The organism is Dyadobacter sediminis (assembly GCF_005860765.1).
GTDB lineage: Bacteria > Bacteroidota > Bacteroidia > Cytophagales > Spirosomataceae > Dyadobacter > Dyadobacter sediminis.
On the sequence record NZ_VCEI01000021.1, the window covers coordinates 1,080,130 to 1,104,313 of the forward strand.

General features: G+C 46.3%; 18 protein-coding genes. 15 read left to right on the plus strand and 3 right to left on the minus strand.

All coding sequences use genetic code 11. From position 1 onward, the window contains the following. Positions 1 to 96: 96 nt before the first annotated feature. The gene (locus tag FEM55_RS11710) at positions 97 to 4,308 is read right to left on the minus strand and encodes a hybrid sensor histidine kinase/response regulator (RefSeq protein ID WP_138281498.1); all 4,212 of its coding nucleotides are present in this window, start codon (positions 4,306 to 4,308) and stop codon (positions 97 to 99) included. A 190-nt stretch (positions 4,309 to 4,498) separates the two neighbouring features. Between FEM55_RS11710 and FEM55_RS11715 the strand changes: the two genes are divergently transcribed. The 5 genes from FEM55_RS11715 to FEM55_RS11735 all read left to right on the plus strand — a co-directional run bounded on the left by FEM55_RS11715 (position 4,499) and on the right by FEM55_RS11735 (position 10,924). Beyond that, positions 4,499 to 4,876, plus strand: a complete 378-nt coding sequence (locus tag FEM55_RS11715) for a response regulator (RefSeq protein WP_138281499.1) — start codon at positions 4,499 to 4,501, stop codon at positions 4,874 to 4,876. 79 nt (positions 4,877 to 4,955) lie between these two features. Further along, the gene (gene treY / locus FEM55_RS11720; RefSeq protein WP_138281500.1) at positions 4,956 to 9,179 is read left to right on the plus strand and encodes a malto-oligosyltrehalose synthase; all 4,224 of its coding nucleotides are present in this window, start codon (positions 4,956 to 4,958) and stop codon (positions 9,177 to 9,179) included. Between the two features lie 62 nt (positions 9,180 to 9,241). Continuing rightward, positions 9,242 to 9,799 carry a hypothetical protein gene (locus FEM55_RS11725; protein ID WP_138281501.1) on the plus strand — a complete coding sequence of 186 codons (558 nt, stop codon included), beginning with the start codon at positions 9,242 to 9,244 and terminating at the stop codon, positions 9,797 to 9,799. A gap of 51 nt (positions 9,800 to 9,850) precedes the next feature. After that, on the plus strand, positions 9,851 to 10,312 hold the full coding sequence (locus FEM55_RS11730) for a hypothetical protein (protein ID WP_138281502.1): 462 nt from the start codon (positions 9,851 to 9,853) through the stop codon (positions 10,310 to 10,312). A gap of 30 nt (positions 10,313 to 10,342) precedes the next feature. Next, complete coding sequence (locus tag FEM55_RS11735; RefSeq protein WP_138281503.1) at positions 10,343 to 10,924, plus strand: DUF4202 domain-containing protein; 582 nt, start codon at positions 10,343 to 10,345, stop codon at positions 10,922 to 10,924. A 127-nt stretch (positions 10,925 to 11,051) separates the two neighbouring features. Here the strand turns inward: FEM55_RS11735 and FEM55_RS11740 are convergent, their stop codons facing one another. Then, a complete protein-coding gene (locus tag FEM55_RS11740) occupies positions 11,052 to 12,938 on the minus strand; it encodes a vWA domain-containing protein (RefSeq protein WP_138281504.1) in 1,887 nt (628 codons plus the stop codon). A 142-nt stretch (positions 12,939 to 13,080) separates the two neighbouring features. On the opposite strand from FEM55_RS11740, the gene FEM55_RS11745 reads away from it, so the two are divergent. From FEM55_RS11745 to FEM55_RS11760, 4 genes are all read left to right on the plus strand, one after another. Then, positions 13,081 to 13,665: an RNA polymerase sigma factor gene (locus tag FEM55_RS11745; RefSeq protein WP_138281505.1), complete on the plus strand. Its 585-nt coding sequence runs from the start codon at positions 13,081 to 13,083 to the stop codon at positions 13,663 to 13,665. After that, positions 13,652 to 14,743 (plus strand): hypothetical protein, encoded by a 1,092-nt coding sequence (locus FEM55_RS11750; protein ID WP_138281506.1) that lies wholly within the window; start codon positions 13,652 to 13,654, stop codon positions 14,741 to 14,743. The genes FEM55_RS11745 and FEM55_RS11750 overlap by 14 nt, the downstream gene beginning before the upstream one ends. Before the next feature lie 419 nt (positions 14,744 to 15,162). Then, positions 15,163 to 15,552, plus strand: coding sequence for a response regulator transcription factor (locus FEM55_RS11755; RefSeq protein WP_138281507.1), 390 nt, complete (start codon positions 15,163 to 15,165; stop codon positions 15,550 to 15,552). Between the two features lie 13 nt (positions 15,553 to 15,565). Further along, positions 15,566 to 16,780: a sugar transferase gene (locus tag FEM55_RS11760; protein WP_138281508.1), complete on the plus strand. Its 1,215-nt coding sequence runs from the start codon at positions 15,566 to 15,568 to the stop codon at positions 16,778 to 16,780. 72 nt (positions 16,781 to 16,852) lie between these two features. On the opposite strand, the gene FEM55_RS11765 is transcribed toward FEM55_RS11760, so the two are convergent. Continuing rightward, positions 16,853 to 17,470: an acyltransferase gene (locus FEM55_RS11765; protein ID WP_138281509.1), complete on the minus strand. Its 618-nt coding sequence runs from the start codon at positions 17,468 to 17,470 to the stop codon at positions 16,853 to 16,855. Between the two features lie 115 nt (positions 17,471 to 17,585). Between FEM55_RS11765 and FEM55_RS11770 the strand changes: the two genes are divergently transcribed. Genes FEM55_RS11770 through FEM55_RS11790 form a run of 6 tightly spaced genes read left to right on the plus strand, consistent with a single transcriptional unit; the run spans position 17,586 to position 24,123 of the window. Beyond that, positions 17,586 to 18,254, plus strand: coding sequence for a TolC family protein (locus FEM55_RS11770; RefSeq protein ID WP_229209210.1), 669 nt, complete (start codon positions 17,586 to 17,588; stop codon positions 18,252 to 18,254). Further along, positions 18,251 to 20,431: an exopolysaccharide transport family protein gene (locus FEM55_RS11775; RefSeq protein WP_138281511.1), complete on the plus strand. Its 2,181-nt coding sequence runs from the start codon at positions 18,251 to 18,253 to the stop codon at positions 20,429 to 20,431. Before FEM55_RS11770 ends, FEM55_RS11775 begins: the two co-directional genes overlap by 4 nt. Next, a complete protein-coding gene (locus FEM55_RS11780) occupies positions 20,428 to 21,606 on the plus strand; it encodes a glycosyltransferase (protein ID WP_138281512.1) in 1,179 nt (392 codons plus the stop codon). The genes FEM55_RS11775 and FEM55_RS11780 overlap by 4 nt, the downstream gene beginning before the upstream one ends. A 14-nt stretch (positions 21,607 to 21,620) precedes the next feature. Then, the gene (locus FEM55_RS24950) at positions 21,621 to 21,767 is read left to right on the plus strand and encodes a hypothetical protein (protein WP_171036536.1); all 147 of its coding nucleotides are present in this window, start codon (positions 21,621 to 21,623) and stop codon (positions 21,765 to 21,767) included. Further along, positions 21,767 to 23,275, plus strand: coding sequence for an O-antigen ligase family protein (locus FEM55_RS11785; RefSeq protein WP_229209211.1), 1,509 nt, complete (start codon positions 21,767 to 21,769; stop codon positions 23,273 to 23,275). Before FEM55_RS24950 ends, FEM55_RS11785 begins: the two co-directional genes overlap by 1 nt. Continuing rightward, on the plus strand, positions 23,272 to 24,123 hold the full coding sequence (locus tag FEM55_RS11790; protein ID WP_138281513.1) for a beta-1,6-N-acetylglucosaminyltransferase: 852 nt from the start codon (positions 23,272 to 23,274) through the stop codon (positions 24,121 to 24,123). Before FEM55_RS11785 ends, FEM55_RS11790 begins: the two co-directional genes overlap by 4 nt. Positions 24,124 to 24,184: the final 61 nt, after the last annotated feature.

The window sequence follows — 24,184 nt, forward strand, 5'->3', positions numbered from 1 at the left end:
GATCCTGTTCTACCGCTGTTTTTTATATAAAATCCGGATTATTTGAATGTCGGCGGAAAGCACGAAACGGACAGCAGACCGCCATGCAGATGTAAATTACTTGTACAAAGGCTTTTTCGTGTTAAAGGCACTTTGAAGGGATGCTTTGACGTCATCGTACCGCAGCGGCTTTGAAATGTAATCGTCCATTCCGGCATTGATGCAGATTTCACGGTCTTCAGGCATGGCATTGGCCGTAACCGCAACAATGAACGGTTGCTTGATTTCCAGTTTCCTGATCAGCGAAGCTGCTTCCAGTCCGTCCATTTCCGGCATTTGAACATCCATAAAAATCAGGTCAAAAGTTTGCCTTTGTACCGTTTCCAGCGCTTCCCGACCGTTATGCACAACCTGTGCTGTGTAGCCCAGCTTGCGCAGCACCGTTACAAACAGTTTTTCGTTGATGGGATTATCCTCGGCAATCAGAATGGTGAGTGGAAAATCTGCGGCAAAGTTGTTTGAAAGCTGGCTTTTGCTGGCAATGTCCGGCTGGATTGCACCAGAACGTTGTGAAAGTTCATTTCTGATTACCTTGACAAGTTTCTGGTGTTTGACGGGTTTTGTAAGTATGGAGCGGAAAATGTCCGAGTTGTTTTTGCGTACGACGTCACCAACCGAGCTGAGCAGCACGATCGGAAGCTGGGGGAACCTGCTTTTGATCTTTTCGCCTAATTCGAGTCCGTTCATTTCAGGCATGTGCTGATCCGTAATGACCAGTTCAATGTTTTTGTACTGATCCAGGCGGTCCAGCGCGGCCTGGCCCGATGCTGCCAGCACCGGCACCAGTTTCCAGTACCGGAGCTGCGACTCTATGATCCGGAGATTGGTTTTGTTGTCATCTACAACCAGCACGAGTTTTCCTTCGATGTCATGCGCTTCATTGTCGGCAGACTGCGGCAATTTCTGCTCACTGGCTCTGGTATGTATACTGAAATAAAAATCGGTTCCTTTTCCATCCCAGCTTTCTGCATGGATATGCCCGCCCATTAACTGAACAAGCCGCTGGCTGATTACCAAGCCAAGGCCGGTACCGCCGTACTTCCGGGTATGCGAAGAATCAACCTGTGAAAATGCCTTGAACAATAAGTCAAGCTTGTCCTGCGGAATGCCGATACCTGTATCCTGCACCAGAAATTTCAGTTCGATCATACCGTCATCTTTCATACCTGCATTCTGTACACTTACAAGAATTTCGCCCTGCTGTGTAAATTTCACTGCATTCCCGACCAGATTGATCAGGACCTGCCGCAGACGCAGATTGTCACCGACGATCTGGCCGGGAACGTCCGGTGCAATCTGATAAACAAGGTCCAGCCCGAGATCGGAAGCCTTTCCCGAAAAGATGCCGAGCACTTCTTCAATGCACTCGTGCAGGTCGAATGGCTTGTTTTCCAGTTCCATATTGCCGGACTCGATTTTGGAAAAATCCAGAATGTCGTTGATGACCGTCAGCAGGCCGTCACCGCAGCTCATGATGGTTTCGGCATATTCTTCCTGCTCCTCGTTCATGGCCGTTTGAGAAAGCAGCGCAGCCATGCCCAGTATACCGTTCATGGGCGTCCGAATTTCATGGCTCATCGTGGCCAGAAACACACTTTTAGCCTGGTTTGCGCGTTCCGCTTCCTCTCTGGCGAGCTGCTCTTCAATGTGTTTTTTCTGCAGGTCGCTGTTCAGCTTGTGCAGGTTTTCCGCCTGTTCTTCCAGTACCTGCTTTTGCCGGATCACTTCTTTTGTCCTTGCCTGAACCTGACTGAGCAGTTCGAGTTTCTGTTTTTTGACGCCCTCCATTCTGGAATGGTATATACCGATGATCAGCGCAGCGACCAGCAGCAGCATGACACCTTGGAACCACCAGGTTTGCCAGAAGGGCGGGATGATATGCAGCCTTACAGAAGTTCCGGTTTCGTTCCAGATGCCGTCATTGTTGGAGGCTTTTACCCGGAAAACATAGTCGCCCGGATCCAGATTCGTGTAAGTCGCACGGCGGGTAGTTCCGGGAAAAATCCAGTCTTTATCAAAACCTTCCAGTTTATACGCATATTTATTTTTTCTGGATATGGTGTAGTTCAGCGCAGTAAATTCAAAGGAAAGCATGAGGTCCTTGTAGGAAACCGTAATTTCCTGGGTGGCCGTAATGTGCTTTTTCAGCGGAGACTCTGCGTCATGCAGTGTGACGGATTTATTGAAAATCTGAAAGTCTGTAATGTAAACAGGCGGAATGTAATTGTTGTATGCAATGCTGTCGGGATGAAAAAAGTTGAAGCCGTTTTGACCGCCGAAAAAAATGTAACCTTCCTGATTTTTGTAAACCGACATTCTGTTGAACGAAGTACCTTGTAGTCCGTCGCTGTTATCGAAGTTGCGGAATGTTCTTGTTCCGGGATTGAAGTTGGAAATGCCGTAATTGGTACTGATCCAGAGCGTTCCGCGCGAATCTTCCGTTATTCCCTGGATTACATTGTTTGGAAGGCCGTCTTTCTGCCGGTAACTTCTGAAATTTCCTGTTTTCGGATTAAAGAGATTCAGTCCGTTGCTCGTTCCGATCCACAGATTGCCTTTCTTATCCTCATAAATACAGTTAACCAGGTTATTGCTGATGGAATTTTCATCGTCTTCATTATTGGCATAATGCGTAAAAGTGTTCTGTTTTTCATTAAAGAGGTTCAGCCCGCCGCCTTCTGTCCCGATCCACAAATTCCCTTTCCGGTCAATGCAGAGCGATTTGATGATATCATTGTTGATGTGTCCGTGTTTTACAGCATTACTGTTATAAACAATGTACGTTCTCGCTTTCTTGTCATACCGGATAAGTCCGGCGGAAGTGCCGATCCAGATGAATCCGTTGCTGCCCTCGATCATGGAATTAATGTTGGACGGAATGACGTCACGGATGCTGCTGTCTTCATTCAGGTTCAGGAAAGTGCCTTTTTCCCGGTTGAAAATACTCAGTCCGCCTTTGTAGTTGCCGATCCACATTTTTTTGTCCTTGTCTTCATAAAGCGACATAATGAAGTTGCTGGCAATACTTTCGGCTTGCAAGGGATTGTGAGTATAATGTGTAAACCGGTCGGTTTTCCTGTCCCAGACGTTAATTCCGCCACCGTCCGTTCCCAGCCAGAGTTTGCCGTCGCTGTCTTCGGTTACGGTGAGTATATTGTCATTGTTGAGGCCGTTCTTCCTGCTCGGATTGCTTCTGTAGAGGTTGAATTTCTGCGGTTCGTAATCCATTACATTCACGCCCCCGCTGTACGTCCCGATCCACATGGTACCGATGTTGTCACAATGCAGCGAATAAATAGAGCCATTGTTCAGCCCGCTGCTGATTGCAGGGTCAAATGCATATTTTTTGAAAGTACCGTTTTTTTCCAGAATATTGATCCCGCCGTTCCGGGTACCGATCCATAATCTGCCTTTTTTATCCTGCGCAAGGGAAATGACGTCATTGTGCGAAATACTCTGCGGATCTGCTTCATCGTGCTGGTAAGCCGTAAACTTTCCTTCACTTCTGTTGAACAGATTCAGTCCGCCGCCTTCGGTAGCAATCCAGAAACGATGCTGGGCATCTTCATAAATACTGTTGATTTCATTTTTGCTCAACGATTTCGGATCGGCCGGATCGTACATGTAATGCGTAAAACGGCTGCCGTCGGAAGAAAGCATTTCCAGCCCCTTCTTTTTCATTGCTGCCCAAACTGCTCCGTCGCTGGTAACCAGTACATCGATAACAAAGTTGTCGCTCAGGCTCGACGGCTCCGATTCATGATGAATAAAATGCCTGAAAGTTCTTTTTTTAATGTCGAAATAATTCAGCCCGCCGCCGCCGGTACCAATCCACAGATTGCCGTTCTTGTCCTCGGCAATGGAAGTTACATTGTTATGGCTGATGCTTGCGTCGTCGCCGGGCTTGTGCGTGTAATTGGTAAAGCGGTCGGTTTCGGGATTGTACAGGCTCAGGCCGCCGTAATTGGTGCCGATCCAGAGCCTTCCTTTGCTGTCTTCAAAAATGGTATGTACGTAATTATGGCCGAGGCTTCCGGGATTGTGCGGCTCATTGCGGTACACAGTAAATTTGTAACCGTCATAAATATTCAGCCCGTCCTGTGTTCCGAACCACATAAAACCCCGGCGGTCTTTCTGGATGCTCGTCACATTGTTCTGCGACAGGCCCTGGTTTGTGGTGAGGTGCCGGAACGAACGGTTTTTTTCCTGTGCCTGTAAACAGTAACTTACAACAAGAAAAAATAAAACGGCCCGCAGAGATACTTTCATTATCCTTGATTGAATAAATATTACTTGTTGAGGCTGGAATTAAAAATTTGTTCTTATTAAAGATAGAAATGAAATAAGAAGTATTTCTACTATTGGCAATAAATGTAGAAATAAAAATTATTTTTTAATAATTGATTGAACTTGATGGTCTTTGCAGATAGCTTTATAGAGAACTTTCCTTCCCGTGTACATGAAATTTCTTCTGATTGATGATAGCAGTTTTGATTTGTTTACTCAGGAGAAATTACTTTTGAGAAGCGGATTGACGACAGAAGTCATCACATTTAGTTCGGCACAGCTTGCACTTGATTTTCTTGAAACACAACCCGCGGAAATGCCTGAGACTGTGATATTGCTGGATCTTCAGATGCCCGGGATCAACGGGTTCCAGTTTATCGCGAAGTACGCACATCTTGCGGACGAATTAAGGGCAAGGATCAAGGTTTTCATGATCTCTTCCACGGTGGACAGAACGGATATGGAAGAAGCTACTGCCAACCCGTTTATTATACAGCTGCTTTCCAAACCATTGGAAATCCCGGTTTTAAAATCCCTTCTGAATATGTAAATTCTTCATTTTCCTGCGCGGACCATTCTTGTACTGGCACAGTATTTAATATGCAAGCAAAGAATCATTCCGACTTATTATGAATAATCTTACAGCTACTTACCGCATACAATTTCATAAAGCATTTTCTTTTACCGATTTCGAAAAATGGATTCCTTACTTCCAGAAGCTGGGAGTGGGAACCATTTACGCTTCACCGATCCTGGAATCCACACCCGGCAGCACGCATGGCTACGACGGTGTGAATCCGTCCGTCATTGATCCTGAAATCGGAACCGAAGATCAGCTCCGGGAACTCAGCAGCAGTCTTAAAAAACTGGAAATAAAATGGTTGCAGGACATCGTACCCAACCATATGGCATTTCATTTCACCAATCCGTGGCTGATGGATGTGCTTGAAAAAGGGAAGCAGTCCGTGTATGCCACTTATTTTGACATGCCGGGCAACAGCAAACTGTTTCGCGGAAAAATGATGGTGCCGTTTCTGGGCAAGGAACTGGACGAAGTGATCGAGGATGGCAAACTGAAGACTGAATTTGTAGACGGCCGACTGGTGCTTACCTATGAAGGAACTTCTTTCCCGGTCAACCTGAAATCGTACATCACCATTCTGAATGCAGGCGAAGAGGAGGGCCCGCAGACAATCGGGCAATTTATATCACAGCTGAACGAAATCCATGAAGTGGAAGATCCGAAAGTATTTTCCGAAAGATGGAACGAGCTGCTGCTTCAGCTTGCTTCGCTGATGAAAAACGATATGGTGAAAAACTATATCACGGCACGGCTGGAACAGATCAGCGGCGACAAGGAAAAGCTGAAAGCACTTGCCGCACAGCAGGAATACAGGCTTTGCTACTGGAGGCATACGGAGGCGCAGATCAGTTTCAGAAGGTTTTTTACGGTAAACGGTCTGATTTGCCTTAATATCCAGGACGAAAATGTTTTTGAGCATTATCACCGTTATATCAAAACGCTGCTGGACGAAGGCATTTTTCAGGGCATCCGCATTGACCATATCGATGGCTTGTACGATCCGGCGGCATACCTTGAACAAATAAGAGCACTGACCGGTGAAGACACCTACATCGTTGCCGAAAAAATCCTTGAAAAGCACGAAGACCTTCCCGCTTCCTGGCCGATCGAAGGAACAACCGGATACGAATTTCTTGCTACTTTAAACAACCTGCTAACAAACAGCCAGGCAGAACAGGTTTTCTCCGATTATTACAGCGAACTGACCGGCAACAAGGAATCCGTACGTTCCAATCTGCTGAACAAGAAATCCGATATCCTTTACAACCATATGGGCGGTGAACTGGAAAACCTGTATCAGCTTTTTGTGGAGCTTCAGCTTGCAGATCAGGACACCATAGAAAGAATCGGAAAGGACAACCTTAAAAAGACAATCGGTGAATTTTTGATCCACTGCCCTGTTTACCGCTATTATGGAAACAACATGCCGCTGTCTGAAACGGAAACGCTGGAAATCCAGGCCATTTTTGAAGACGTCCGCGAGCATCATGAAGACCTGACGGAAACCATTGCTTTTCTGGAAGAAAGTATCCTGAAAAAAACAGCTGGCGGGGATGAAGCATATCAGGCAAAGGCACTGGAATTCTACCAGAGGCTGATGCAGTTCTCCGGACCGCTGATGGCAAAAGGCGGAGAAGACACGCTGATGTATACATACAACCGCTTTATCGGACATAACGATGTCGGCGACTTTCCGGACCGTTTCGGTATGAGCATCAAGGATTTTCATCAAAGCATGCGTCAGCGCCAGAAAGACTGGCCGCTGGCACTGAATGCGACATCCACGCAAGATACAAAAAGAGGCGAGGACGTACGCGCAAGGCTTAATGTACTGACGGATATTGGTGAAGAATGGATTGCCAAGGTAAAGGAATGGACGGCGCTGAACGCTGATTTGAAAAAAGATCAGGCCGGGCCGACTGCGAACGATGAATACCTGATTTACCAGACGCTTGCAGGCGCTTATCCGATGCAGGGCGAAGATGAAGACAACTTTCAGCAAAGACTTGGAGAATACCTTCAGAAAGCACTTCGCGAAGCCAAGACGGAAACCAACTGGTCGGAGCCGAATGAAGCTTACGAAAGCAGCGTAATGAAGTTTGCGGATCAGCTGCTGAACAAGGAACACCCGTTCTTCGACAACTTCACGGCATTTAACGCGGAAATAGCGGATTACGGCATCATCAATTCACTGGTTCAGCTTGTGCTGAAATTTACATGTCCCGGCATCCCGGATGTTTATCAGGGCTGCGAACTCTGGGATTTCAGTTTGGTAGATCCGGACAACCGCCGTCCGGTTGATTTTGCCAAAAGGGAACAATGGCTGAAAGAACTGGACGATTACGATGCAGACAGGCTGCTGGAAAAACTCTGGGACGACCGCAACAATGCACAGATCAAACTCTGGCTGACACAGCATTTGTTCAAGCTGCGCAGGGAAAACCCGCTTCTCTTTACTAAAGGAGATTATATCCCTCTGAAAATGCGAGGTGCGTACAAAGATCATATTCTGGCATTTGCGCGCAAGCAGAAGAAAGATTACTACATTGTGATCGTGCCGCTGCATGCCGCCGTTATATGCAGGGAACAGCAAAAAAGCTTCTTTGATATCGACTGGAAAGATACGCTGATCGTCATGCCGGACAACCTTTCACTGGAATGGGACAATGTTTTCAGCGAAGAAAAACTGGAATTCCAGGGCAAGATCAACATGAGCGACATTTTCAGGGAACTGCCATTTGCCGTACTGAAAGGAACAAAACTGGACAATGAGCGCATGGCGGGTGTTTTGCTGCACATCAGTTCGCTGGCATCGCCTTTCGGAATTGGTGACATGGGACCGGAATCCTACGCGTTTGCCGATTTCCTGGGCAGGAGCAATCAGAAGTTATGGCAAATGCTGCCGCTGAATCCGGTGGAAGCCGCACAGGCCAATTCTCCGTACAGCGCGCTTTCAAGCCGTGCAGGCAATCCGTTGCTGGTGAGTCCGGAGCTTTTGGCCGAAGACGGTTTGCTGGATCGTGAAAAATTGCAGGAATACCATTTACCCGATACCGGAGAAGCGGATTATGATCAGGCTGCCAAAATAAAAAACGAGCTGTTGCAGGAAGCATTCAACAAGTTCAACGAACTGCAGGATTCAGAAGAGGAAAAGCATTTCGAAGCCTTTTGTGAAAAAAATACAGAATGGCTGCATGATTTTGCCGTGTACATGGTACTGAAAGCCAAACATGAAACACAGCCCTGGTACGAATGGCCGGATGAATACCGGAAGCGAGATCAGCCTGCACTGGACGAACTGGAAAAAACAGAAGCAGAACACATCCGGTTTGTGAAGTGGCAGCAGTACATTTTTGACAAGCAGTGGAAAAGCCTGCGCAAATACTGCAACGGCTTGAATATTCAGCTGCTGGGCGACATGCCTTTCTATGTCAGCTATGATTCGGCAGATGTATGGTCAAATCCGGAATTCTTCTGTGTGGATGAAAATGGAAAAATAACCGGTATTGCGGGCGTTCCGCCGGATGCGTTTTCGGATGACGGCCAGCTTTGGGGAATGCCTGTGTTTAACTGGGGAGCACTCAAACAGCAGGGATACCAATGGTGGATCGAACGGCTGGCAAAAAACATCGAACTGTTCGATATCGTGCGGCTTGACCATTTCAGGGCTTTTGCAGATTACTGGGAAGTGCCGGGCGGTGAAAAGACGGCTGTAAAAGGAGAATGGAAACTCGGGCCTGATGAAGATTTCTTCAAGAAAATAGAAGCAGCATTGGGCGGACTGCCGTTCATAGCGGAAGATCTTGGAGAAGTAAGCCCGGCAGTATTCAGGCTGCGCGACAAATTTGCGTTGCCCGGTATGAAAGTACTGCAGTTCGCTTTTGATGAAAATATGCCGCAGTCGGATCATATACCTCATAATTTCACGCCCAACTTTATAGTTTATACCGGAACGCACGACAACAACACCATACGGGGATGGTTCCGGCAGGCGGTGGATGACGATATGAAAGCGCGTATTGAAAACTACATTTCAGCCTCGGTCAATGAAGAAAATTTTTATGTCGCTATGGCGCGCATGGCTTATTCTTCAGTTGCCAAAGCAGCTATACTGCCGATGCAGGATGTTCTGAATCTGGACGAGTCCACCAAAATGAACAGTCCGGGATCAAGCGAAAACAACTGGGCATGGCGGTTGACACCGGGTCAGGTTACCAAGGATGCCGAAAAGTTTCTGGCAGACCTGACGGTTTTGTTCAACCGGGATTAAGTATGTAATGGCATGGAATTTTAGTTCATCACCCGTTTTATAACGCTTAAAAAAGGACTGTTATGGAAAGTGTACATGTTAAATCGGAAAAAGTAACCGGCTTGTTTGAAACCCACAAAGATGCCGACCATATATTTACTACACTCCTTGAAAAAGGATATGACCGGGACGAAATCTCTGTAGTGATGGCCAGGCCGGAAAACAAATCTGAAGATGATCTCGAAGAACATCCGGCAGAAACACATGCAGCCGGTGATGCGAAGCGTGGCGCTATAGTAGGAGGCGCCGCCGGCGCCGTGCTCACCGTCATTGCTGCAATCGGTACAAACCTGGTATTGCCCGGCGTAGGGCTTGTTCTGGCCGGCCCGTTACTGGCCGGACTTACCGGAGCTGCTGCAGGCGGATTGGCAGGCGGAACCATCGGTGCCATCATTGGTTCCGGTTATCCGAAAGACGATGTGGATTATTATGAAGATAAAATCAAGCAGGGCGGTATCATCATCAGCGTGGAAGTTAAAAGTCACCTGAACAAGGAAAGCCTTGCCGAAGAATTCAGAAAATGCAATGGAACCAGGATTCTGGTTTCCGGTGACAACAATAACAACAATGCATTCTTGTGACGGACTTTCAATGATGTGATTATATTTGTACAAACACGTATAATCTGGAAAATGACCGTTCAAAGAAAATGCATATTTCTGTTCCTGCTCACATTGTCCGCCTGCAGTCAGTCGGCGGACAATGTGCAGGAAGCAGCTTCCATATTAATGAACCAATCCCAATGGCGCATTGACGAGATTTCTGTCAATGACGCCATTACTTTTAAAGAGGGTAAACTAACGCAGCAATTCGGCGGCATTGACTTTGAAAGGTATATGGAGACCGTAGAACTGAAAAAGGACGGCACGTTTTCAGGGGTTTTCAAAGGAGAATCAAAACCTTTTATCCTGAAATGGAAAGAAAACAAGGCCAATATCACCGTCGGAGCCGCAGATGCCCATGCGAAAAGTGGCGAATGGACCATTGAACCACACGATGTCAGCAGCAGTTCTTTTACAATGAAGACGCAAAGCACAGCCTACGATTATCCGCGCGTAACAAGAATTGCCCTGAAATTCAAGGCAGCAAAATAACTTTAACCACAATGTATATACCGGCCATTCATGGACAAACTTGCAAAAGCATTTGAACTTTTTGACGCATACAACCGGCAGTCGCCCGAGCATCTGCAATGGGAAAGCGAGGATTATCCGGCTGAATATTTTTATGCGGTAAAACGATATGAATGGATAAAAAAGCTTGATCCCGAAGCAAGCGAAAGCCTTTTGCTGGCATCCAGAAGCCAGCATATCGGCAGGTGGGAAATTGCCAGAGATTCATATCCGGACGGAAGGGCGGGTTATCTTAGATGGAGAAGCGATCTTGCGAAATTCCATGCGCACAAAGCAGAGGAAATACTGGCTTCGGTAGGTTATGACAAGGAAACAACCGACCGCGTCCGGCAAATTATTCTCAAACAGAAAATAAAGGCAGATAGCGAAGTGCAGACCATGGAAAATGCATTGTGCCTGGTTTTTCTTCAGTACCAGTTTGATGACCTGATTGCAAAGGTAAGCGAGGAGAAAATGATTGACATACTGCGGAAAACGTGGGCGAAAATGAGCGATTCCGGCAGAGAAACGGCGCTGTCGCTGCAATACAGCAATGAAGGAAAACAACTGATTCATAAAGCCTTGAATGGCTGAAAAACATTTTCGCAGATAAGTAACTGCGGGCAATCCATCATTTGTAAATACAGCTTCGTAAAAACAACAATCTGTGCGGCAAAGTAAAATACGCCGCACAGACTGTTATGCATTGCAAAAGTGATTTTCATTCCTTGTTTTTCGAAACCGTTTTTTGGTTGTTATCCAGCAATTCAGCGGTTTTTACCAGCTTTATAAATTCTGAACGATAACCTTCCTCGTCTTTTCCCAAAGCATTTTTGGCATTTTGGATTACAGTCCGATACGAAGCACTTCCTTTATATTCCGAATTCCGAAGCAGCAGGCCGAATTCTGCTACTGAAGCAGCAAAGCGAAGGTTTTCGGAAGCCGCAGCAAAGGGTGCGTTCAGGTTTTTTACAGGCAGGTCAAACAAGCGGCTTTTTTCATCATCCGGATTTTTGTACCTGATTTTCAACGTTAGCATTTCATCCGACTTTTCGGTTGCGGAAGGGTTTTTCTTCTGGTATTTCAACGCATCGGTTTGTGAAATGTAATCGCTCTTAAAGCCTGTGGGAATAATTTCGTACAAAGCCGTTACCGTATGTCCGGCGCCCATTTCTCCGGCATCTTTTTTATCGTTGTTGAAATCTTCATTCTGTAAAGCGCGGTTTTCATAGCCGATCAGCCGGTAAGCCTGCACATGCTGCGGATTGAACTCGATCTGGAATTTTACATCTTTGGCAACTGTGAAAAGCGTTCCGCCAAATTCCTCTACAAATTCCTTTCGTGCTTCCTGAATGTTGTCGATGTAAGCATAATTTCCATTGCCTTTATCCGCGAGTGTTTCCATCTGGCTGTCTTTGTAATTGCCCATTCCGAAACCCATGACACTCAGGAAAATGCCGTCTTTTCGTTTTTCCTCAATAAGTTTCTGCAGATCGCTTTCACTGGAAACCCCGACGTTGAAATCGCCGTCCGTAGCCAAAATAACGCGGTTATTTCCCTTGGGCAGAAAATTTTCCTTTGCCAGCTTGTAAGCCAGTTCGATGCCTTCGCCGCCGGCTGTAGAGCCGCCGGCTTCCAGATTTTCCAGTGCTTCCCGGATTTTCATGTTTTCATTTCCTGCAGTTGGCGGAAGAATGACGCCGGCGGCCCCGGCATAAGCGACGATGGAAATTTTATCCTGCGACCTCAGCTGATCGGTTAGCAGCTTGAACGCCTGCTGCAATAATGGAAGCTTGTTTTCATCCGACATGGAACCCGAAACGTCGATCAGGAAAACCAGATTGGAAGCGGGCAGTTCTTTGGTCGAAACGGATTTGGCCTGAAGCCCGATGTGCAGCAATTTGAGACCGGGATTCCACGGAGAATCGGTCAGTTCGGTTTTGACAGACAATGGATGTTCGTCCTTTGGCTGCGCATACTCATACGCAAAGTAATTGATCATTTCCTCGATCCGGACAGCGTCAACTGGCGGCATTTGTCCCGAATTCAGGAAGCGGCGCACGTTGCTGTATGCCGCCCGGTCCACATCCGCTGAAAAAGTAGTCACCGGCTCGCGTTCTGCATATTGAAATCCTTTTTCAGTGATCGGACTGTAACTTTCCGTAGTGGTCCGCTGCTTCAACGATTGCGAACGCGGGGCATACATCGGACTTGCAGCCATGATGGTGGCGACATTTTCGGATTTTTGATAATCTGCAACAGCGGTTTCTTCGATTTCCAGTTCTTCATGTATGACTTTAAACTGCTCCGGTCTCAGGACCATATTTTCTAAAATCACCTGCAACACGGAGCTGGAATCCAGTTTGATTTCCTGCGTAAAATAACCTTCCATGTTGAAGACCAGTACTTTTGCATAAACAGGAACCGTAATTTCGAATTTGCCCAGTGAATCGGTATTTGTGGAAACAGAAGTGCCTTTGGCCATTACCTGAACTTCCTTCATGGGTTCGAGTGCGGAGTTCAAAACGGTTCCCGTGATTTTTCGGGACGGAAGCAAGGCAAATGCGCAAAGGATCAAAGAGAATAGTGCAATCAGGTTTCTTTTCATGGCCAATCGTGATTTTGTTTACAGACAGGATGCATGCCGGCTGCTAATTCCATACTTATTTCAAAAAAAATTTATGGAATTTTGGTGAAACTGCATCAATAAGCAGCAGGCAAATGGAAGTTGTTCTTTTAAGTACGCGCGTGTGAAGTTTTTAAAATGGTTTCAGGGCAGAAAGGATCCTTCGTTTTCAGAAGCGGAACAGCTTTCCTTGTATCGCCTTACCGGAGATATACAGCTTTTAGGCGCTTTGTATCAGCCGTATATGGAAATGGTGTTCGCCGTTTGCTATAAATACCTGCGCGAAGAGGCCGAAAGCAAGGACGCTGTGATGCAGATTTTTGAAAAAATAATCACTGATCTGAAAACGCATGAAGTCGATCATTTCAGAAGCTGGCTCCATGCCGTTGCACGGAATTACTGCCTTATGCAGATCCGTGCAAAACGGGTTTTTGTAACAACCGAAGAACTGGATGAAAATCAGGCAGAAATTCCGGGTAACGCGTATGAAGCACACGAGAAAGCAGATGCGAAATTTACGGTACTTGAGAGTTGCATGAACGCACTGGCAAAAGAACAAAGGACTGCGATTGAGAAGTTTTACATGCAGGAAAAATGTTACCGGGAAATCAGCGCGGAAACCGGTTTTGATCTGAACAAAGTGAAAAGCTGCATCCAGAACGGAAAGCGGAACCTTAAAATCTGCATGGAAAAAGATGAAAAAGCCTGATAAATTACGTCCGTTCGGTTCAGAAGATTTTCGCCGGTATCAGCAGGGCGAAATGTCTTATGAAGAACAGCATGCGTTTGAGAAACAGTTACTTGAAGATGCTTTCTCCGCAGCAGCATATGCAGGATTTCTGGCACTGGAAGAAGATAAAATGGATTTACCGGCTGTTGGGCAGGAATTAAACCGGAAGCTGGAAAACCGGCTCGGTACTGCGCGTAAACGGTTTGTTCCGGTTTGGGCTTATGGCGCAGCGGCTTCCTTGTTTATCAGTATCGGTATCCTCTGGACGACTTTTCTGACTGGACCAAAAATGCAGAAAAATCCATCCGAAAAGCAGTTTTCCGCAAGGGAAGTGCCAGAATATCCAGATGCCAATGAACAGGAAGAACGGATTACCCCAGATGCCCCGCTAAGTTTGAAGAGTCCGTCGCCGCCAACGGAAAACAAACCGGAAACAGACCGCATAACAAATTCCTCCACAGTCGAAAACAGCATTGTAGCGGATCGCTACGAAAAAGAATCTCTTTTTGCGGAAACCGTGCCGCGTCAGCAGCAAATTTTAAAGGACGAAAGTAGCCGCATTGCATCCGCCGACAAAGCAGGATCGGAACACGGTTCAGTATCCGAAAGAATAATCAGCCGGCATCGGGAATCCGAAAAGCTTTCCGCTATTGTTCCGGCGGACGAAAACAGCGCATCGGATTCTGCGGATAATGCAAATATGGCAGACGCGGCCGGCGAACAGCAAAGGAGTGAAAATGAAATACAAGTTGCAGCCGCTCCGATGACTGCTGAAAAACAAGTTTCTTTCCGATCGTCAGACGGCGCCATGCCGGAAAAAGGCTGGAAAAATTATCAGGATTACCTTGAAAAAAATGCCGTTTCGGCCGGGATCAATGCGGTTGTGACCGTTACTTTCACAGTGCAGCCTGACGGCAAACTCACCCGGTTTTCTGCAATCGGCGACAGCACCTTGACCAATCGCGCCATCGGCCTGGTCCGGAATGGTCCGGCCTGGCTTTCTGCCGGAAAAGGCGCCGGTCAGCGTGTTATTGTTATGATTCACTTCACGAAATAATACTTTTTAATCCGCACATTTCCGGTAAAAGGGCAGTTATCAAACTGTTATCTTTTACTTGTAGAAGTTATTTTAATTATTTTCCAATAATTCCGATTTTATTTTTGACTTGTTGTTACGAATAATTAATTTTACTATTAACTTGTACTACTGAATACGGGCTGCAATCATCGTAATTTTATTATTTACAAATAAATCGAGTCAAGTTGTAACTTGAAACAAGGGAGCGGGCCATTCAGTTGAAAGCTCTTAAAATTAAAGAAGCGTAAAATAGCTATTGAGCATTCTTGTTATTAATTCTACGCAATGATCATTTTGTACCGGATATTTTTCGGACATCACGCACTTGACTCATTTAATAAAACTTTGATTTAACCGGCATAAACGATCATCCGAATATCTGAAATATTTACAAACCCATGAGCGATAAAAAAGATCTGTTGATTTTGGACGATGAACCCAGCATTACCAAAATTCTGGAACATTTTCTTAAAAAGGATTTTAATGTAGTGGTCAAAAATGATGGTTCGGAAGGAATGCTCTGGCTCGAACAGGGAAACCATACGGACCTCATCATCGCAGATTTGCACATGCCGAATCTTAGCGGCAAGGAATTCCTGAAAGTTGCGAAAGCCAGCAACCTGTATTCCGAGATTCCCATCATTATTCTTTCCGGATCGGACGAAAGCAGCGAACGCATTCAGTGCCTGAACCTTGGCGCGGATGATTTTATGGTCAAACCGTTCAATCCAATGGAAGTACACGCAAAGATCAACGCGATCCTGCGCCGTAGTAAACGCTTTTCCTAATCATAAGAAAGTCATGGAATTAACAAGCACGTCCGAAGGAATGGTTGCTGAGCAAAGATCCTATGCATCTTCGTTCAGGGTCATTTACCTGAATTCGGACTGGGATCAGTATATCCGGTTTTCAGAGCAGTTTGAAGAAACGCTGCAGGTAGAATATTTTGATTCGCAGGAAGGTGTTCTGCAGGCCTTATACGAAAATTATCCTGCTGACGTCATTCTGGCGCATGTTGACAGCGGCGGCGTTGCGCTTTTGGAAACCATCCGCGGCAACTCGGGATTCGGTAATATTCCGTTTGTACTGATGGTGAACAAGCTCAGCCGGGAAGCGATAGACATGGCAAGAGCGAAACATGCAGATGATATTTATTCGGTGCGGTTCGACAATGGCGATCTGATCACGAGACTGAAATACTTTAAAAAGCGGCAGTGGTATGTTGCCAGCAAAGCATCGCAGAAAATAGGTTCAATGAACAGCCGGACACCATTCTGGAAAAGAGCCATTGATGTTGCAACAACCGGAACGGCACTGATCCTGCTTTTGCCTGTATTTCTGATTGTGGCGATCCTGATTAAAATAGATTCCAAAGGTCCTGTTTTTTACCTGTCGAAAAGGGTAGGGAGCGGGTACAAGATATTTGACCTGTACAAGTTCAGGACCATGCGGACCGATGCGGACCAGCTGATCCGGAAAATGGCTGCGCTGAGCATGTACAACAAAAGTCCCGAGCCGGTTCAGCAAATTGAAAGCAACGGACTCTGTGACGAGTGCAAGGCGCAGAATTACTGCAAAAGCCTGCTGTTCCATGACGGTAAGGAAATATGTGAAAAGCTGTACCAATACCAGAAAGATCAGAAAGCCGCTTTCATGAAATTCCAGAACGACCCGCGTATTACGCGTCTCGGCCAGTTTCTGCGGAACAGCAGTCTGGACGAACTTCCGCAGCTTTTAAACATTCTGAAAGGCGATATGTCACTGGTAGGAAACCGTCCGCTTCCATTGTATGAAGCGGAAAAAATGACAACGGACGATAAAATTCTCCGTTTTGCTGGCCCGGCCGGACTGACCGGTTTATGGCAGGTGACCAAGCGGGGAAAAGGAAAAGCAGATATGTCGGAAGAAGAAAGAACACAGCTGGACATTACCTACGCCAAAGAGTTCTCCTTTATGATGGACCTCAGAATTATTCTCAAAACGTTCCCGGCCCTGCTGCAATCCGAAAACGTCTGATTCCGGGTTATAATAAAGATACTTGGGCACGAAGCGCGGAGCGAATTATTTGAATATATTCTACTTCTTATGCTAGTATGTTTTAACCCATTCCTTGCGGGTGTCATCATATTTTTTAATAATTCGCGAGGGATTCCCAACTGCAACCGAATACGGAGGTACGTTCTTGGTGACCACCGTGCCGGCAGCAACAACCGCATGTTTTCCAATGGTGACGCCGGCCGTTATCACAGCATTGGAGCCTATCCAGCAATCATCTTCAATGACAATAGGCGCCATGCTTACGCCTTGCTTTTGAATAGGCTGCATCACATCATTGTAGTTATGATTCAGTCCGCTGGCGACAATGTTCTGGGCAAGAATGACATTATTTCCGATTTTTACCGGACCAATAATCACGTTTCCAAGTCCCACAAGCGAGTTTTCTCCGATTATCACATCTCCGACGCCATTGTTTACCGTAGAAAAATCTTCAATCATGGAATGGTTTCCGATTGAGAAATGATTGAACGGCACAACGTCCATTCTGACCCGGCTCCGAATAATGACGCCTTTTCCCCGCTGATGATAAAACCGGTTCAGGATAAGCCTTACCCATAATCTGGGACGTGCCTGATTCGTGGGAATCAGGAGCCAATGGAAAAATTTCTTTAAACGGGGATTATTTTTGATTTGGTCAGATACTGACATTTGTGTAGATTTAGTTAGTTGTAATAATATATTTAATATTACATCAAGATTTCTTTTATTTACAATTATATTAAAAGTAATTTTCAATAGTTTAATTTTTTCTAAATTAATGCAAATGAAACACGCAGTGTTTTCGGCTTTTTTAATTCTCACAATGCATACGGGCAAGGCGCAGGAATCTTTAAGCAAAGATGTCTCTTACGCGTATCTTGAAAAGCTGATCGCAGTATGCAAGGCTAATTACCCGAAGATCAAAATGTACGAAGCCAGGGTAAGTACTGCTGAAAACGGGATCAAAAGAGCCAAACTTTCCTACTTCGACATATTTTCATTTTCCTATCTGTACAGCCCGAACAACAACACCGCCACCATATCGCCCAATTTTCTGGGCGGGTACCAGTTTGGTTTTTTTGCCAACATCGGTTCCATCCTGCAAAAGCCCAGCCTGATCAAACAGGCCAAAGGCGAACTGGCAGCCGCGCAATATGACAAGGAAAGTTTTGACCTGAACATGGAAGCCGAGGTCAAAAAGCGGTATTTCACCTATGTCCAGAAAATTGCCGTGATGCGCGTAAGGTCAGGAGCCATGCTGGATGTGGAAAGTATGGCCTCCACGATCAGGCACCGGTTTGAGAGAGGAGAAGAATCGCTTGAAAATTACAATAAAGTGCTGATCATGATTGCCGATCATGCACAGAACATACTCAATGCAGAAAGCGATGTGCTGGTGGCCAAAAGCAATCTGGAAGAACTGTTGGGACAAAAACTGGAAGACATAAAATGACCGAATTCTTACAATTTCTGAGATTACTGCAGCGGAACAAGATAACACTGATCCTTGTCCCGCTGATCACTGTTATACTTTGCTTTTTCCTCGTCAGAAGACTCCCGGATACTTACGATACCCGCGCGCGGATTGCAACGGGGCTGGTGGACAAAACCGATCAGGTGGTTACGAAGGCCAAAGACGAGCAGGATACGCAGATTGCCCGAAAATTCGAAAGCCTGATTCAGGTAATGAGGCTTAAAAGAACGCTTGATCAGGTTTCCTACCGCCTGCTGCTGAATCAGCTGAAAGGTTACGAGGATTCGACCTGGCGGGAACCTGTGAAGGAAATTGAAAACATGAGCAAGGCCGACAAAAGCAAGGCCATTGCGCTCCTTACCAAAAAATACAAGGCCAGAGAAGAGCTTTTTTTGTGGAAACCTTATGAAAACAGCCTGAATAAAATCATGGTCGATATGGGTTATGATGCCAATGCGCTGAGGGACAAACTCATTATATACCGCACCGGCGGCAGCGATTACATTGATATTGAATATGAAGCGGATGATCCCGAGCTTGCGGCTTATGTGGTCAACAGCCTTTGCCAGGAATTTATTTCAGACAATTCTTCGCGTGTGGTCGGGAACAATAAAAAGACCATTGATTTTCTCCAGCGCTTTATGCTTCAGAAACTGACTGCGCTTAATGAAAGGATGAACACGCTGAAAGATTACAAGATCAAGAACCGCGTACTGAACCTGAACGAGCAGGCTAAAAGCATTTACGGCCAGATGGCCGATTACGAAACCAAAAGGGAAATTGCGCAGAAAGATATCATTGCTTACAGTGCTGCGATCAAAAACATTGACAAGAAATTTGATCCGGCGGACAGGAAATACTTTGAAAGCGCGCTGACGGGTATCAACCAGAAAATCATTACGACCAAACGAAATCTCAAGGAGCTGAACGAAAAATACATCCTGAGCAATTTCGACGCCAAGGTAAAAGTCAGTCTGGATTCTCTGAAAACCCAGCTTTCAAACGAAATAGACGATGCATCGGACCGGTATGTATACAATCCCATGGCCCTGAAGCAGGATCTGGTGACTCAGAAACTGACGATGGAAATTTCGCTTGAACTGGCCCGGAACAGCGTTGCTTCGATTCAGGGCGAGCTGAACAGGCTAAACCGCAAGTTTGACGGTCTGGTGCCCAACGAAGCCAAAATCCAGGAGTACGAAACGGGGATCGACATTGCAAGCAAGGAATATATCGAAGCACTGCAGCGCTACAATGAAGCCAGTCTGGAATTCAGTTTCCCGATCTATCTCCGACTGATCGAAAGGGCGATGCCGGGGCAGGTTCAGGCTTCCAAAAAAATGGTTCTGGTGATTCTTTCCGGCGTCATCAGCCTTACTTTCTGCGTATTTGTATTCTTTATTCTGTTTTACCTCGACAAGTCCATTCGCTACCCGCTTCAGCTTGCCAATGCCACGGAACGCCCGGTGCTTGGTTACCTCAATGCCTTGGGTTCGGATTCGAATGTCAACCTTGCCGGAACGGGTTCGTCGGATGAAAAACCTTTGCGGATGTACAAGAATCTGGTCCGGTCGATACGCTATGAACTGGATAATGAAATGGATGATCCCAAGATCATTGCCGTAACCAGTCTTTCGCACGACGTCGGGAAAACGTCGTTTGTACTGGCACTTGCGTGGGCTTTTTCCAAGATCAACAAAACGGTTCTGATCATCGACGGTAATTTCGGGCAGTCGGATATTTCCAAGCTGAACCCGGATTCGGAGCTGTTCGAAAGTTTTGTAAAAAAGGATACGATGAAAGAAGCCGTTCCGGGCCAGATCAGCGTATTGAGCAACAAAGGCGGCGATATTTCCCTGAAAGAACTGGCCGATGACCGGGTAATCCGTCAGCGGCTTTCGGTACTGAAAACGCAGTTTGACATTATTCTGGTGGAAACAGACCCGCTTACAGCCATGAACAAAGCCAAGGAATGGATCTCGTTCACCGACCTTGTTGTGGCCGTATTTGCCGCAGGAAACACGATTTCAGATGAAGATCAATCCAAGATTCAGTATCTGAACAACCTGGAAAACAAGTTTGCCGGCTGGGTGCTGACCAATACTGAGGACATTCCGGAACAGGCAGGAAAAATCGGAAAACTGGTTGAAGTATGAAAATAATAGAACTGTTATGGCTGTTGCTGCAGCTGCTGATCGGATATAACCTGATTTTTCCGGTCATGCTTCTGCTGATTTATAACCTGAGAAAACAATCGCACAGCCGTGTACAGAATCCGGCAGGAGTGCGGGTTCCGGATTACGGGATTATTGTTACGGCCTATGAACAGACGCAGCAATTGCCGGCGGTTGTCAATTCATTGCTGAATCTGAATTATGTTCATTATCATATATATGTCGTGGCTGATAAATGCGACATCAGCAATCTGCGTTTTCCGGCGGACCGCGTGCTTGTGCTGCGGCCGGAGCAAGTGCTTGCCAGTAACACACGTTCCCATTTTTACGCCATACGGAATTTCATCCGCCCGCATTCCCATCTGACCATCATCGACAGTGACAACCTCACGCACCCGCAATACCTGAATGAACTGAATGTTTATTTCAATCAGGGATTTCAGGCGGTACAAGGCGTAAGAGATGCTAAAAACCTGGACACTACCTATGCCTGTCTGGACGCGGCACGGGATATCTACTATCATTTTTATGACGGGAAAATTCTTTTCGGCGCAGGAACTTCGGCTACGCTGGCGGGTTCGGGAATGGCATTTACGACGGCGTTGTATAAAGAATGTCTGGAACATCTGGATGTAACCGGTGCCGGGTTTGACAAAGTTCTTCAGGAAGGGATCGTCAGCCGCAAGTACCGGATCGCTTTTGCAGAAAACGCCATTGTGTACGATGAAAAAACCAGCGGCACCGATCAGCTGGTGAAACAGCGAGCACGCTGGATTAATACCTGGTTCAAGTACTTCACGCTGGGTTTCAGGATCTTCTTTAAGGGAATTGCCGGTTTCAACTGGAACCAGCTTATTTTCGGCTTGGTCCTGCTGCGGCCGCCGCTGTTTATTTTCCTGATTCTTTCGGTCCTGTTTTTGCTTGTAAACCTGTTTATAGCTCCTTTCGTGGCGCTTGCATGGTTTGCCGGGCTGTGCACCTTTGTCGCAGGATTTTACCTGGCTCTGAAAAAATCAAAAACCGACCCGCGCATTTACCAGTCGCTTGTAAGTATTCCAAAGTTCATATCCTTTCAGCTTCTGGCGCTTTTCAACGCACGGAAAGCCAATCAGATTTCGGTGGCAACGCGGCACGGACATTCGGACCAGAAACAGTAACAGCTTTCCATCCTATGAAAATATATCCGGAGAAAACCGAAAAAAAGAGAAAGGAGAGTTTTGAACATCTGACGCCGCTTCAGAAGAAAACCCGTCAGGTTGCTTTGCTGCTGGTTCTGGTCAGTGTATTTATTTTTTTCTTTAAAATCCTGTTTTTCTAGTGACAGACGATATTCAGCTATTGATGCAGAACAATGCTTCCGGTACAAGCCGCAGAAGCAGGCTGAAACATTTGTTCTGGGTTCAGAAACTGAGCAATACAACCGGACTTTTTATATTGCTCGCTGTTTCCCTTGTTTTGGGAACACTCGTTGCCTATCACGGGATTTTTGCCTTTGCAGCCATCATGGGACTGATAATCGGGCCGCTCATGATTTACGGAATTGTCGTATTTCCACTGTTCGGCATTTCAGTTCTGCTGATCATGGCATATCTGCTGTTTTTCATTATGCGGCTGGGAATCAATTTTCCGCTTGGGACCGTTATGGACGGCATTCAGGTGCTGCTGATTCTCGGCTTTTTTATTTACCAGAAAAAATATCCCGACTGGACCGTTTTTCGCGGCCCGATCAGTTTCATGATCCTGGTCTGGATCGCTTACAACATCATTGAAGTTGCCAATCCGGTGGCGGAATCAAGGCTGGCGTGGGTTTACACGATCCGTTCGGTAGCCATTGTCATGCTGATGTACTTTGTCTTTATGTTCCAGATCAGGACGGTGAGTGCCATCCGGAACCTGCTTTACATGTGGCTCATCCTGTCCATATTTGCGGCATTGTATGCTTACAAGCAGGAATACATCGGTTTTTCAACAGCCGAAGACGAATGGCTGCATTCCGATCCGAACATTGCCAACCTGCTGTTTATTGCCGGACGCTGGCGCAAGTTCTCCATTTTTTCCGATCCGGTTGCCTTTTCCTATAACATGGTTGTAAGCAGCATTCTCTGCATTGCGCTGCTGACAATTGTGAAGAAATTCTGGAAGAAAGTAGTGCTGGCCATTCTGATCGCGCTGTTCTTTTCTGCCATGCTTTTTTCAGGAACGCGCGGTGCCTATGTGCTTCTGCCGGCAGCCATGGTACTCTTTATGATCCTGAGGTTCAGCCGCCAGGTGCTGGTGGGAACGGCCATTGCCGGTGTATTCATCCTGTTCCTGATTTTTGTGCCAACGGCCGATCCTAACATAGTACGTTTCCAGACGGCTTTCAAGCCATCGGATGACGAGTCTTTCAAGCTGCGTACTGCCAATCAGAAAAGGATCCAGCCATACATATGGACGCACCCGATGGGCGGCGGACTGGGTGCTACAGGTGCATGGGGGCAAAGGTTTGCACCGAATTCCTTTCTGGCCAATTTTCCTCCCGACAGCGGATATGTCCGTATTGCAGTGGAACTGGGCTGGATCGGGCTGCTGCTGTTTTGTATCCTGATGTACTTTATCCTGCGCGAAGGCGTCAACAACTATTATCTGATCGAAAACAAAGAGCTGAAAACATACTGCATGGCCATGCTGCTGATCGTTTTTGCGTATAACATCGGCAATTATCCGCAGGAAGCCCTGGTGCAGTTTCCATCCAACATTTATTTCTATGTTGCTGTTGCCCTTATCAATATAACCAAACGGATCAATGACCGGGAAGTGGCTTTAAAAGAGAAAATCACCTTATGAAAATAGCACATCTCATACTGGCCCATTCGCAACCCGCGCAGCTGGAAAGGCTTATTGACAGCCTTCAGCACGAAAATGCCTATTTTTTCATACATATTGATCAAAAAGCAACGGAAAGTAATTTCGACTTTCTGGCAGCCAGGGATCGTGTTTTCCTGATCAGTAACCGTGAAAAAGTGTTCTGGGGCGCTTACAGCATGGTGCAGGCAACGCTGAACGGCTTTCTGGCCATTGCCAGATCCGGTCTTCAGATTGACCTTGTTAATCTGCTCAGCGGATCGGATTACCCGTTAAAAAGTGCTGAGGAAATCCATGATTTTTTTGAAAAGAACCCGGACAAGAATTTTATGGAGTACAAGTTTATCCCGGAAGAATGGAGAGAAGCCGAAACCCGCTTTACCGAGTACCATCTTACAAACTACCGGTTTCGTGGAAAAACCATGCTTCAGAGATGGATGAACAAGTTTTTGCCGGTCCGAAAAATGCCTGATCTGCTGGTACCTGTCGGCAAGTCGCAATGGCTCAGCATTACCATGGAAGCAGTTCAGTTCATCATCACCTATCTGGACGAGCATCCCGAAGTTGTACGTTTCTTCAAACTGACCTGGGCACCGGATGAAATGATTTTTCAGACCATATTATACAATTCCACTTTCCGGAGTAAACTGATCAATAACAATCTGAGATACATTGACTGGTCGGCTGGAAACGCAAGTCCCAAAACACTGGATTACGAAGATGTGGGCAAGCTGCTGGCATCTCCTGCGCTTTTTGCCAGAAAATTTGATCTGGTTAAATATCCGGAAATACTGGATATGCTGGATAAACGGATTCACAGCCATTTATGACTTTTTTGCACAAGCATTTTTAAACAGAAACTGAATTTTTTTACCTGTAAGCAGATTGAAA